At 71.3% G+C, this 12002-nt stretch carries 11 protein-coding genes; 3 read left to right on the top strand and 8 right to left on the bottom strand.

Annotated features, from left to right (window positions below):
* The first annotated feature begins 5 nt into the window (after nucleotides 1-5).
* Both ACEN96_RS20030 and ACEN96_RS20025 read left to right on the top strand, forming a co-directional pair.
* Nucleotides 6-2432: an efflux RND transporter permease subunit gene (locus ACEN96_RS20030; protein ID WP_495584824.1), complete on the top strand. Its 2427-nt coding sequence runs from the start codon at nucleotides 6-8 to the stop codon at nucleotides 2430-2432.
* Entirely contained in the window at nucleotides 2414-3346 is a 933-nt protein-coding gene (locus tag ACEN96_RS20025) for an alpha/beta hydrolase (protein WP_495584823.1), read from the top strand. The genes ACEN96_RS20030 and ACEN96_RS20025 overlap by 19 nt, the downstream gene beginning before the upstream one ends.
* A 12-nt stretch (nucleotides 3347-3358) precedes the next feature.
* Here the strand turns inward: ACEN96_RS20025 and ACEN96_RS20020 are convergent, their stop codons facing one another.
* From ACEN96_RS20020 to ACEN96_RS19995, 6 genes are all read right to left on the bottom strand, one after another.
* Complete coding sequence (locus tag ACEN96_RS20020) at nucleotides 3359-3811, bottom strand: MarR family winged helix-turn-helix transcriptional regulator (RefSeq protein ID WP_495584822.1); 453 nt, start codon at nucleotides 3809-3811, stop codon at nucleotides 3359-3361.
* An 18-nt stretch (nucleotides 3812-3829) separates the two neighbouring features.
* Nucleotides 3830-4675 carry a shikimate dehydrogenase family protein gene (locus ACEN96_RS20015; protein WP_495584821.1) on the bottom strand — a complete coding sequence of 282 codons (846 nt, stop codon included), beginning with the start codon at nucleotides 4673-4675 and terminating at the stop codon, nucleotides 3830-3832.
* A gap of 64 nt (nucleotides 4676-4739) precedes the next feature.
* Nucleotides 4740-6149: an MFS transporter gene (locus tag ACEN96_RS20010; RefSeq protein ID WP_495584820.1), complete on the bottom strand. Its 1410-nt coding sequence runs from the start codon at nucleotides 6147-6149 to the stop codon at nucleotides 4740-4742.
* Nucleotides 6146-7099 carry a sugar phosphate isomerase/epimerase family protein gene (locus tag ACEN96_RS20005; RefSeq protein WP_495584819.1) on the bottom strand — a complete coding sequence of 318 codons (954 nt, stop codon included), beginning with the start codon at nucleotides 7097-7099 and terminating at the stop codon, nucleotides 6146-6148. The genes ACEN96_RS20010 and ACEN96_RS20005 overlap by 4 nt, the downstream gene beginning before the upstream one ends.
* Nucleotides 7100-7117: 18 nt before the next feature.
* Nucleotides 7118-8002 (bottom strand): 4-hydroxyphenylpyruvate dioxygenase, encoded by an 885-nt coding sequence (locus tag ACEN96_RS20000; RefSeq protein WP_495584818.1) that lies wholly within the window; start codon nucleotides 8000-8002, stop codon nucleotides 7118-7120.
* Nucleotides 8003-8060: 58 nt separating this feature from the next.
* Nucleotides 8061-9179, bottom strand: coding sequence for a porin (locus ACEN96_RS19995; RefSeq protein WP_495584817.1), 1119 nt, complete (start codon nucleotides 9177-9179; stop codon nucleotides 8061-8063).
* 217 nt (nucleotides 9180-9396) lie between these two features.
* Between ACEN96_RS19995 and ACEN96_RS19990 the strand changes: the two genes are divergently transcribed.
* A complete protein-coding gene (locus tag ACEN96_RS19990; protein ID WP_495584816.1) occupies nucleotides 9397-10155 on the top strand; it encodes an IclR family transcriptional regulator domain-containing protein in 759 nt (252 codons plus the stop codon).
* Nucleotides 10156-10185: 30 nt separating this feature from the next.
* Here ACEN96_RS19990 and ACEN96_RS19985 read toward each other — a convergent pair whose 3' ends face one another.
* The gene (locus ACEN96_RS19985) at nucleotides 10186-11145 is read right to left on the bottom strand and encodes a Gfo/Idh/MocA family oxidoreductase (RefSeq protein WP_495584815.1); all 960 of its coding nucleotides are present in this window, start codon (nucleotides 11143-11145) and stop codon (nucleotides 10186-10188) included.
* Nucleotides 11146-12000, bottom strand: a complete 855-nt coding sequence (locus ACEN96_RS19980) for a class III extradiol dioxygenase subunit beta (RefSeq protein ID WP_495584814.1) — start codon at nucleotides 11998-12000, stop codon at nucleotides 11146-11148.
* Nucleotides 12001-12002: the final 2 nt, after the last annotated feature.

Genomic DNA, 12002 nt, shown 5'->3' with positions numbered 1-12002 from the left:
CGACGATGCACGCCGCCACCAACCTGGCCGGCACCTCACCCGTGGTGACCCGGCTCGACGACTTCGACACCCGCTCCGGCTCCTGGGCCGAGCGGCTGCTCTTCAACCACCGGCCCTGGGTCATGCTGCTGTGCCTGCTGGCCACGCTGTGGCTGGGCCAGCAGGCCTGGCGCCTGACGCTCAACGCCAGCTTCGAGAAGACCATCCCGACCCTGCATCCCTACATCGCCAACTACCTGGCGCACAAGGGCGATCTCGGCGGCCAGGGCAACGCGCTGCGCATCGCCGTCGAGGCGCGGCAGGGCACGATCTACGACCGGCGCTACCTCGACCTGCTGCAGAAGATCAGCGACGAGGTCTACCTGATGCCGGGCGTGGACCGCCCCTTCATGAAGTCGCTGTGGACGGCCAACACGCGCTGGGTGGCGGTGACGGAGGAGGGGCTGGACGGCAACACCGTCATGGGCGACAGCTACGACGGCTCGCCCGCGGCGCTGGCCGAGGTCCGCGCCAACGTCGAGCGCTCCGGCGAGATCGGCCAGATCGTCGCCGGCGACGCGCGGTCCAGCATCGTCTTCGCGCCGCTGCTGGACGTGAATCCCCAGACCGGCCAGGCGCTGGACTACGGCGCGCTGGGCCGGCAGATCGAGGCGCTGCGCGCGAAGTACGACGGCGACATCGTCACGCTGCATGTGACCGGCTTCGCCAAGGTCGTGGGCGATCTCATCCAGGGGCTGCGCCAGGTGCTGGTGTTCTTCGGCCTGGCCCTGCTCATCTGCGCCGGCGTGCTGTGGGCCTACACGCGCTGCGTGCGCAGCACCGCGCTGGTGGTGGCCTGCTCGCTCATCGCCGTGGTGTGGCAGTTCGGGCTGCTGGCGCTGCTGGGCTACGCGCTGGATCCGTACTCGGTGCTGGTGCCCTTCCTGGTCTTCGCGATCGGCATGAGCCATGGCGCGCAGAAGATGAACGGGATCATGCAGGACGTCGGCCGGGGCATCCATCGCGTGGTGGCGGCGCGCTACACCTTCCGCCGCCTGTTCGTCGCAGGCCTGACCGCGCTGCTGTGCGACGCCGTCGGCTTCGCGGTGCTGGCGCTGATCCGCATCCAGGCCATCCAGGATCTGGCGCTGGTGGCCAGCATCGGCGTGGCGGTGCTGATCTTCACCAACCTCGTGCTGCTGCCCATCCTGCTGTCCTACGTCGGCGTGAGCCCGGCCGCGGCCAGGCGCAGCCTGCGCGACGACCCGGTGTTCAACCCCGGGGCCGGTAGCGCCGGTAGCGCCGGTAGCGCCGGGCTGTGGCGCCAGCTCGACCGCTTCACCCGGCGCGGGCCGGCCGCGATCGCGCTGGGCCTCGCGGCCGTGCTGGCGGTGGCGGGCTACGCTGTCAGCACGCGGCTGCACGTGGGCGACCTGGATCCCGGCGCGCCCGAGCTGCGCGCGGACTCGCGCTACAACCGCGACAACGACTACGTCACCCGGCACTACGCCGCCTCCAGCGACATCCTGGTCGTGATGGTGTCCACGCCCGAGGACCAGTGCACGCGCTACGGCACGCTGGCCCGGGTCGACCAGCTCGCCTGGCGGCTGGAGCAGCTGCCCGGCGTGGAGTCCACCAACTCCATGGCGGCGCTCTCCAAGCTCGCGATGGTGGGCTACAACGAGGGCCAGCTGAAGTGGTACGAGCTGATCCCCAACGACAGCGCGCTCGGCGGCGTGCAGACGCGCGCGCCGCGCGAGCTGTTCAACCAGGGCTGCTCCTTCCTCTCGCTGTACGTCTACCTGAAGGACCACAAGGCCGGGACGCTGACGGCCGTCGTCGACACGGTCGAAGCCTTCATGAAGGCGCAGTCCGCCAAGGACGAGCGCTTCATGCTCGCCGCCGGCTCGGCCGGCATCGCCGCGGCCACCAACATCGTCGTCAAGCAGGCGATGCGCGAGATGCTGTGGTGGGTCTACGGCGCCGTCGTCGTGCTGTGCTGGGTGACCTTCCGCTCCTGGCGGGCCGTCGTCGTCGCGGTGCTGCCGCTGGTGCTGACCTCCCTCCTGTGCGAGGCGCTGATGGTGGGCCTGGGCATGGGCGTCAAGGTCGCCACGCTGCCGGTGATCGCGCTGGGCGTGGGCATCGGCGTGGATTACGCGCTCTACGTGCTCAGCGTCATGCTCGCCCGGCTGCGCGCGGGCGAGAGCCTGTCGGCGGCCTACCTGCACGCGCTGCAGTTCACCGGCCGCGTGGTCATGCTCACCGGCGTCACGCTCGCGCTGGCGGTGGGCACCTGGGCCCTGTCCCCCATCAAGTTCCAGGCCGACATGGGCCTCCTGCTGGCCTTCATGTTCGTCTGGAACATGGTCGGCGCGCTGGTGCTGCTGCCGGCGCTGGCGTACTGGCTGCTCACCCCCCACCGGAGACCCGCATGCTCGACCAGCACTTGAAGCGCCTGCTCGCCCAGGCGGCCGGCGCGCCCGACCTGTGCGACCTGCCGCCCGAAGCCGGCCGCGGCCTGTACCGCCAGATCTGCACGGCCGCCACCGTGCTGCCCGCCGACGTCGAGGTCACGCCGCACGAGACCCGCTTCGGCGGCCAGGCCGTGCGCGTGCGGGTCTACAGACCGCGCGGCACCCAGGGGCCGCTGCCGGTGACGCTCTACTTCCACGGCGGCGGCTTCGTGCTGGGCGACCTCGAGGGCTATGACGCGGTGTGCCGCCAGCTCTGCGCCGACAGCGGCGTCATGATCGTCTCCGCCGCCTATCGCCTCGCGCCCGAGCATCCCTATCCAGCGGCGATCGAGGACTGCGTCGCCGCGCTGGGCTGGACCGCCGCAGCCATCGGCGGCTTCGGCGGCGACCCGGCCCGGCTGGCTGTCGCGGGCGACAGCGCCGGCGCGGCGCTGGCCGCGAGCACCGCGCTGATGGCGCGCGACGCGGGCGGGCCGGCGATCGCGTTCCAGCTGCTGGTCTACCCGCCGGCCGCCGGCGGACACGACGGCGACTACCCGTCCCGCGAGCGGCATGCCGCGGGCCCCACGCTGACGCGCCGGACGATGGACTACTTCAGCCGTCACTATTTCGGCCCCGCGGCGAAGGCGCCCGACTGGCGCGGGGCGCCGCTGCGCGCGCCCAGCCTGGCCGGCCTGCCGCCGGCGCTGCTGGTGCTCGCGGCCCATGACGCGCTGCGCGACGAGGCGATGGCCTACGGCGAGGCGCTGGACGCGGCCGGCAATGCCGTCACCGTGGTCGAGTACCACGGCCTGGCGCACGGCTTCATCAGCGTGGCCGGCGCCGTGCCGGCCGCGCGCCTGGCGCTGGGGCAGATGGCCGCCGCGCTGAAGCAGGCGCTGGGCGGCTGAGCCGCGCCGGCGTCAGCGCGCGACCTTGGCGAGCAGCTCCTGCAGCAGCTGGCGCTCGCCGCTGGTCAGGATGCCGTCGATGGCCTGCTCGGTCTCCTGCAGCGCCGCCAGGCTTTTCTCGGCCAGGCGGGCGCCGGCGGGCGAGAGCCGCAGGTGCAGCGCGCGGCGGTCGTTGGCGGAGCGCTCGCGCTTGACCCAGCCGCGTTCCTGCAGCCGGTCCAGGATCAGCGTCATCTGCGGCGCCGGCACGCGCAGCAGGTCGCACAGGCGCTTCTGCGTGGTGTCGGGGTTGGCCAGGATCAGCTGCAGCAGCGTGAATTCCACGGGCCGCAGGCCCAGCGGGTCACCGACGCCCTGGTTGAACAGCTGGTTGGTGGTGACCGCCGCCCGGGCGATGGCGTAGCCCAGCGTGTGGGCCAGGCGGGACTGGTCGAGGGGAGGGTTTTTTTCACGCGGCGCGCTCATGGGCGAGCAGGATAAGCGCTATTCGTCCGGCGCGAGCTCGAAGCGCGCCACCGCCCGCAGTTCCTCCGGCGTGGCGCTGCCGTAGCCGAAGAACTCCAGGTAGGCCGGGATCATCTCGAACAGCATGTCCTTGCCCGCCTGCACGCGGCAGCCGCGCGCCAGCGCCGCGGCCAGCAGCGGCGTGACGTCCTGGCGCATGACGACCTCGCCCACCATGGCCGCCGGATCGGCGCGCGCCATGTCGAAGGGCAGCGGGTCGCCGTCGCGCATGCCCAGCGGGGTCGCGTTCACGATGAGGTCGTGGCCGGCCGGGTCGTTGCCGCCCACCTCGACCCGCAGCGCCGGGTAGTGCTCGCGCAGCCGGGCGGCCAGCCCCAGCGCGGCGTCCGGCCGCGTGTCGTGGAGCGTCATCGCCGCCGCCTGTGCCGCGGCCAGCGAGGCCGCGATGGCCGAGCCCACGCCGCCGGCGCCGGTGATCAGCACGCGCCGGCCGCGCGGGTCGAAGCCCTTGCGCCGCACGCCGCGCACGAATCCGGCGCCGTCGAACTGGTCGCCCAGCAGGCTGCCGTCGGCGCGGCGCAGCACCGCGTTGCAGGCGCCGGCCACCCGCGCGGCGGGCGTGAGCTCGTCCACCAGGTCCATCACCGCGACCTTGTGCGGCATCGTGATGAGCGCGCCGCGCAGGTTGGTCAGGTGGCGCAGCGCGCGCAGCGCCGCCGGGAGATGCCCGGCCTGGATGCCGAAGGGGACGACGACGGCATCGATGCCCTGGCGCTCGAACCAGGGGTTGTAGATCATCGGAGACTTGAAGGCGCCGGTCGGGAATCCGATGTGGGCGATGAGCTCCGTGGTGCCGGTGATCACTGGGAATCTCCTGGGATGGTGGGGAAGTGGCGAGGGCGATGGTGGACGGGAGCAGGGCGCCCGTTCAGGTGAACATCCGGGAGCCGTGCGACTGCGTCACCGACTGGCGGCGCTGGCGCTCGTACTCCTGCGGCGGGACCGGCTCGGCGCCGGGCCGGCCCAGGTCGTCGATGCGCACGCGGAAGGTCTCGCGGGCGGAGAACGCGGCCGCCGCGGCGACGGCCGTGATGCCGAAGGCGATGCCGCCGACGATCCAGGGCACACCGTCCGTTCCCGGCGGCGCGACGGTCGCGAACAGCGCGGGCAGCATGGCCGTGATCATCGTGCCGATGTTCTGCGCGATCGCCATCGCCGAGACGCGGGAGCGCGTCGGGAACAGCTCGGGATAGAAGCTCGGGAAGACCGCGTTGTAGCCCTGGTAGGCGACGCCCCACATCAGCAGCGAGCACACGATGGCCAGCGGCACGCTGCCGATGCTGATCGCATGCAGGTAGGCGAAGGACAGCAGGCCCGACAGCAGCGCGCCGCCGATGATGAGCGGGCGGCGCCCGATCCTGTCCGACCAGTTGCCGACGAAGGGGATGACGAGCACGGCCAGCGCGTTGCCGAGCACCGGGATCCACAGGTAGACCGACTTGTCGAAGCCGATGCCATAGCCGGCCTGCACCGCGTAGGCGGCGCCGAAGACGGTGGTGACCACGGGGATGACGTTCATCAGCGCCATGCAGACCACGCGCAGCATGTCGGGCCAGCTCTGGCCGATGGCCAGCAGCACCGGCGAGCGGACCGGCCCGCCGCGCGCGGCCTGGCGGGCGAAGGCCGGCGGCTCCTGCACTTCGCGCCGGATGTAGTAGGCCACGAGGATGACCACGAAGCTCAGCAGGAAGGGGACTCGCCAGCCCCAGGCGTTGAAGTCCTCCTTGGGCAGGAAGGCCGCCAGCGGCAGGAAGACGGCCGCGGCGAGGATCTGTCCGGCCTGCACGCCCTGCAGCGTGAAGCTGGCGAAGAAGCCGCGCCGGCCGAAGGGCGCGTGCTCCAGGATCATCGAACTGGCGCCGGAGATCTCGCCGGCGACCGCGAAGCCCTGGACCAGCCGCAGCGCGACCAGCAGCGCCGGGGCGAGCAGGCCGGCCTGGGCGTAGGTGGGCAGCAGGCCGACGGCCATCGTGGAGAAGCCCATCAGGAACATGCACACGATCAGCACGTGCTTGCGGCCGTGGGTGTCGCCCCAATGACCGAGCACGAAGGCGCCGATGGGCCGCGCGACGTAGCCCACGCCGTAGGTGGCGAGCGAGGCGATGATGGCGATGCGCGGATTGCCGGAGGGGAAGAAGAGCTGGGGAAAGACCAGCGAGGCGGCGGTGGCGTAGATGAAGAAGTCGTAGTACTCCAGCACCGAGCCGATCCAGCCGCTGGCGGTGGCCTTCCTGACCTGGCGGGTCCCGCCGGGCTCGTGGTCCGTGTCCGTGGTCATGCTTGTCTCCTGTCGTGATTCGACGTTTGTTGTGATGAAAAGGGAAGGGCGCGGGCCGCGCCCGGCAGCGGCACGCCGCGGCGCAGCACCTCCTCGGCCAGCCATAGCGCGCTGGCATGGGCGCGCGCGGCGACGAAGGGCAGTGGCAGCTGCTGGTAGTCGTCGTTGAAGACCTCGAAGCTGTAGTCGCCGCGGTAGCCCAGCGCGTCGAGCCGGCGCACCAGCGTGGCCAGCGCCTGGCTGTGCACGCCCTCGCCGGGAAAGACGCGGAAGTGGCGCGCGGTGTCGATGCGCTCCTCGGGCGTGCGGGTCTCCTGCCACATGAAGTCGGCGAGCTGCACCAGGAAGATCTTGGCCGGGTCGATGGCCTCGAGCGCGCTCAGCGGCGTGCCGGTGGCGAAGATGTGATACGAGTCCACGCCCAGGCCGAGGTTGGGGAAGTCGGCCTCCTCGACCAGGGACCAGGCGGCATCGACCTCGTTGACATGGCGGCCCCAGGACAGCGCCTCGTAGGCGACGCGGATGCCATGCGGCAGCGCGAGCATGGCGAGCTTGCGCAGGTCGCGCACCAGCGCCGCGCGCTCGCCGCCGGCATGCGGCGACGTGGAGCTGCAGGCCAGCAGCACGCGCGCCCCCAGGGCGCCGGCCATGCCGATCATCTGCCGGGCGATGTCGACCTTGTAGTCGTGCAGGTGGCCGCTCAGCCCCTCGAAGTCGCGCAGCACCTGGAAGCCGGTGACGCGCAGGCCGCTGGCGCGCACGGCCGCGATGGCGGCGTCCGCGCCCAGCGGATGGCCGGCGATGTCGCGCGCGGCCAGCATGATCTGGCTGAAGCCGGCGCGGCGGGCGGCCTCGAGCTTGGCCTCCAGCGGCCCGGCCAGCGTGATCGTGTCGAGGCCGAAGTCGACGATGTGCGCCGAGGCGCGCGGCGGCGTGGTGTAGCGATGCATCGCGGTCTCCTGCGGCGCTCAGCGCGGCTCGCGCACGAGCTCGAAGGCGGGGCCGAGGTCGCTCGGCGTCGTCAGCGCGCCCAGGCTCGCGTCCCCGGCGGACGCGGCCGGCGGGACGAAGTCCACGCCGCGGCGGCGCAGCTCGGCCACCGTCGCGGGCACGTCGGCGCAGGCCAGGGCCAGGCGGGCCAGCGACTCGCTGACCGCCAGGTCCGGCCAGGCATCGAGCGGCGGTTCGATGAGCTGCCAGTACAGGCTGCCGCAGGGACTGGCCAGGATGCAGCCGCGGGGCAGGATGCCGAAGCGGTGGCCGGCGGGCAGCTCGCGGAAGCCCAGCAGCTCGCGGTAGAACGCGATCCAGTCGGCCATGCGGTCCGGGCCGATGTACTGCACCAGGCCGAAGAAGCGCAGGCCGCCCAGGGCCGGCGGATGCGGATCGACGGTGGGGATGGGGATGAAGTCGACGTCGTAGATCGAGAAGTCGCCACAGCGGTCCACGAAGTAGACGCGGCTGTTGCCCACGCCATGGATGGCGGGGATGTTGAGCTCCATGACCTCGACGCGGGTGGGCAGGCCCCAGGCGCCCAGCTCGAGCACGCGGCGGTAGGCGCGGCCCGCGTCGCGCACGCGCAGCGCCACGGCGGCGATCTCGGCGGTGTCGGGCAGCACCGGCTGGTCGGGGTCGCGATGGGCGTTGACGATGATGTTCATGCCGCCCTGGCGGTAGAGCAGCACCTCGCGCGAGCGGTGCCGGGCCACCGGCCGGAAGCCCAGCCGTTCCAGGCTCTGGCCGAAGGTCTGTGGACGGGCGGTCGTGTACTCGACGAACTCGATGCCCTGCAGGGCCAGCGGGTTGTCGGGCCGGCTCAGGGCTTCACGGGAATCGGGAGGCATGAGGGTCATGGCGGTTCTCTCCTTGCCCTCGCGGCACCGGCGGACGCGGTCGCGAGGGGCTGACGCGTCAGAAGCGGTGGACGATGCCCAGCTGCAGGCCGTTGATCGTGCGGCCGTTGATGTCGCCGGGCGAACTGAAGGTGGTCTTGAGACCGGCCGAGCCGGACGGGCGCCAGCCGCCGCCGGCGTCGTTGCGCTGCGTGTCCAGCAGCGCGAGCAGCAGGGTGCGTTTGGACAGGTCGTAGTACGCGCCGATGGCGCCGCCGCTGCCGCCCCGGCCGCGGCCCGACCGGTCGTCGATCGTTCCCCACAGCGCGCCCACGCGCAGGCGCGCGCTGAGCTGGTAGTCGGCGGAGATCTGCACGATGTCGTAGAAGTGGTCGAGGTCCGCGCTGCTGCCCGCGTTGAAGCCGCCGACGTTGCCCAGGATCGTGCCGGCGTTGTTGCTCACCGCCGTGGCGGTGTTGTTGTTGCTGCGCAGGTAGGCGAGGTAGACCGTGCCCTTGCCATACATCCAGTTGGCGTAGAGGTTGTCGTAGACCACGTCCTTGTTCACGGCGGCGCCGGCCTGCGGGCGGCCGCGCAGGCCCAGGTAGCCCAGGCGGCAGCGCTCGCTGGCGTAGTCCAGCCCCAGCTGGTAGACGAGGGCGCGGTTGCCGCTGGGGGCCTCGGGCAACGCGACATGGGCCTCGACCTGCAGGCCGTGCAGTCGCGGCGACAAGTAGGCCAGGTCGTTGTCGTAGCGCGATGGCACGCCGAAGTTGTTGATCACCGAACCCAGCGTGCGCGCCGTGAAATCGATGTAGCCGCCCCGGGTCTGGATCGGACCGTTCTGACGGCCCACGCGCAGCTCGCCGAAGTCCTTGCTGGCCAGGCCCACCCAGGCCTGGCGGTCCCAGAAGCGCGAGCCGTCGGCCTGCGTGCCGTTGTCGGCGCTGAAGCCTCCCTCCATCTGGAACTTCGCGGACAGGCCGCCGCCCAGGTCCTCGACGCCGCGCACGCCGATCCGGCTGCGCAGCCAGGCGCCGTCCTCCAGGCTCTTGATCGTGGCGCCGGAGCTGCTGTGCAGGTAGTTGAGGTATTGATCGATCGAGCCGTAGATCGTGACGCTGCTCGACTGCGCCTGGGCGGCGCCGGCGGCGGCCAGGGCGCCGGCGCAGGCCAGCGTGCGAAGGATGCGGGGCATCGGTGGTCTCCTTTGTTGTCGTCCCGGGCGCCGATGGGCCTCGGGTGGCCGCGAAGCTCATGGGCGGCTCGCGTGGATGCAACGATAGAGAGCAGAACCCGCATCAGCAAAGCGGAAACCGGCGATGCGCGCGATAATCGCGCCGCTTGCGCGCACAGGATCCGAAGCTCGGGTTTGCACGTGGACGCGCGGCGGCAACGCGAACCCGGAGGTGGCGATGGAGATCCAGCGCAAGGACGTGATCGAGGGATTGGGCAAGGGCCTGCAGGTCATCGAGGCCTTCGACTCGGACCATCCGCGCCTGACGGCCACGGAGACGGCCGAGCGCGTGGGCATCACGCGCACGGCGGCGCGGCGCTATCTGTTGAGCCTGGTGCACTTCGGCTACGCGCAGACCGATGGCAAGCGCTTCTGGCTGCTGCCGCGCGTGCTGCGGCTGGGGCAGAGCTACCTGCACGCGGCGCGCCTGCCGCGCGTCATCCAGCCGTTCCTGCAGCGGCTGGCCGCGGAGTGCCAGGAGAACTTCAGCTTCTGCGTGCTCGACGGCCATGAGGTGGTCTACGTCGTGCGCAGCAACAACCCGCGGCTGATCACGATCGGATTTCCGGTGGGCGCGCGGGTGCCGGCGCACGTGGCGACGCCGGGGCTGGTCATCCTGTCGACCAGGACGGAGGCCTGGCTGGACGCCTGGACCGCCGAGCACGAATTCGGCGCCTTCACGCCGCTGACGGTCACCTCGCCGGAGGACTTCCGCCGCAACGTGCGGGCGGCGCGCCGGCTGGGCTACTGGATGACCGAGCAGCAGTACACGCCGGGCCTGCGCGGCATCGCGGTGCCGGTGAAGGATCGCAAGGGCAACTGCGTCGGCGCGATCGGCACGACGGTGCCGATGCAGCCGCTCAGCCGCGATGAAGCTATCGAGCGGCTGCTGCCCAAGCTCAACGACGTGGTGGAGATCCTGCGGGACGTGATCTGAGGCGCCTCATGTGGCGCCTCATGCGACGCCTCATGCGGCGCGCAGTTCCTGCTCCAGCCGGTGCAGCACCTGGTAGCAGGGCAGCACCTGGGCGACGCTGGCATTGGGCTCGCGGCCCTCGCGGATGGCGGCGAAGAACTCGCGGTCCTGCAACTCGATGCCGTTCATCGAGACGTCGACGGCCGACACATCCACCCGCTCGTCCTTGCCGGTGAACAGGTCGTCATAGCGGGCGATGTAGGTGCCGGTGTCGCCGATGTAGCGGAAGAAGGTGCCCAGCGGCCCGTCATTGTTGAAGGACAGGCTGAGCGTGCAGATCGCGCCGCTCGCCGCCTTGAGCTGGATGCTCATGTCCATCGCGATGCCCAGCTCCGGATGGAGGGGTCCCTGCAGCGCGTGGGCCCGCACGACCGGGCTGCGCGCCTGGTAGGCGAAGAGGTCGACCGTGTGCGCGGCGTGGTGCCACAGCAGATGGTCGGTCCAGCTGCGCGGCTGGCCCAGCGCGTTCATGTTGGTGCGGCGGAAGAAATAGGTCTGCACGTCCATCTGCTGCAGCGCGAAGCCGCCGGCCTGGACGCGCCGGTGCACCCATTGGTGGCTGGGATTGAAGCGGCGCGTGTGGCCGCACATCGCGACCTTGCCGCTGCGCGCGGCGAGTTCCACGACGGCCTCGCCCTCGCTCAGCACGTCGCACAGCGGGATCTCCACCTGCACGTGCTTGCCGGCCTTCAGGCAGGCCAGCGTCTGGCTCGCATGCATCTGCGTGGGCGTGCACAGGATGACGGCATCGACCTGGGGCAGCGCGAGGCTGTCGGCCAGCTCGGTGGTGACATGCGCGATGCCGTAGCGTCCGGCCACCTCGCGGGTCTTGGCCAGGTCGCGGCTGACCAGCGAGACGACCTCGACATCGGCGATGTTGCGGATGCCGTCCAGGTGCTTGATGCCGAAGGCGCCGGCGCCCGCGAGCGCGACCCTGATCTTGCTGCTCATTTACGAGTTCTCCAGGATGAGGTGACCGACGGCCGTGTTGGAGGCCGGCACGTGATAGAAGCGGTGCTTGACGACCGGCCTGGCGCCGCCGGCGACATCGGCCATCGCGCCGCGCGCGATGAGCCACATGACGAGTTCGATGGCTTCGCTGCCGGCCTCGCGCACGTAGTCGATGTGCGGGATCTGGCTGCAGGCCACGGGGTCGTCGATGAGCTGGTCGAGCCAGGCGTTGTCCCACTCGCGGTTGATGAGGCCGGCGCGCGGCCCCTGAAGCTGGTGGCTCATGCCGCCGGTGCCCCAGATCTGCACCTTCAGGTCGGCGTCGAAGCTTTCCACCGCGCGGCGGATCGCCTGCCCGAGCTGGAAGCAGCGGCGGCCGGACGGCGCCGGGTACTGCACGACGTTGACCGCGAGCGGGATGACCGGGCAGGGCCAGGCCCGCGGCTGTCCGCACATCAGCGACAGCGGCACGGTCAGGCCGTGGTCCACGTCCATCCGGTTGACCAGCGTGAGGTCGAAGTCGTCCTGGATGACGCTCTGCGCGATGTGGGAGGCGAGTTCGGGATGGCCCAGCACCTCGGGCACCGGGCGGGCGCCGTAGCCTTCATCGGCTGGCGCGTAGCGCGCCGCCGTGCCCAGCGCGAAGGTCGGGATGAAGTCCAGGCTGAAGGCCGTGGCGTGATCGTTGTAGACCAGCAGGACGACGTCGGGCCTGTGCTCGGCCATCCACTGCCTGGAATAGTCGAAGCCGCGGAACAGCGGCTGCCAATAAGGGTCGCCGGCCCGGCCCTGGTCGAGGGCGGCGCCGATGGCGGGCACGTGCGAGGTGTAGACGGATGCGGTGATGCGTGCCACGG

The sequence above is a fragment of the Roseateles sp. Mitsp63 genome, from assembly GCF_059491535.1.
This window is presented reverse-complemented; position numbering and strand designations above follow the sequence as displayed.

What these genes read in the sequence shown, in the direction of transcription:
- ACEN96_RS19995 (WP_495584817.1), bottom strand. Translation starts at nt 9,179, where the DNA reads ATGCCCCGCATCCTTCGCACGCTGGCCTGCGCCGGCGCCCTGGCCGCC.
- ACEN96_RS20010 (WP_495584820.1), bottom strand. Translation starts at nt 6,149, where the DNA reads ATGACCACGGACACGGACCACGAGCCCGGCGGGACCCGCCAGGTCAGG.
- ACEN96_RS20025 (WP_495584823.1), top strand. Translation starts at nt 2,414, where the DNA reads ATGCTCGACCAGCACTTGAAGCGCCTGCTCGCCCAGGCGGCCGGCGCG.
- ACEN96_RS20000 (WP_495584818.1), bottom strand. Translation starts at nt 8,002, where the DNA reads ATGACCCTCATGCCTCCCGATTCCCGTGAAGCCCTGAGCCGGCCCGAC.
- ACEN96_RS19985 (WP_495584815.1), bottom strand. Translation starts at nt 11,145, where the DNA reads ATGAGCAGCAAGATCAGGGTCGCGCTCGCGGGCGCCGGCGCCTTCGGC.
- ACEN96_RS20005 (WP_495584819.1), bottom strand. Translation starts at nt 7,099, where the DNA reads ATGCATCGCTACACCACGCCGCCGCGCGCCTCGGCGCACATCGTCGAC.
- ACEN96_RS19990 (WP_495584816.1), top strand. Translation starts at nt 9,397, where the DNA reads ATGGAGATCCAGCGCAAGGACGTGATCGAGGGATTGGGCAAGGGCCTG.
- ACEN96_RS20030 (WP_495584824.1), top strand. Translation starts at nt 6, where the DNA reads ATGCACGCCGCCACCAACCTGGCCGGCACCTCACCCGTGGTGACCCGG.
- ACEN96_RS20020 (WP_495584822.1), bottom strand. Translation starts at nt 3,811, where the DNA reads ATGAGCGCGCCGCGTGAAAAAAACCCTCCCCTCGACCAGTCCCGCCTG.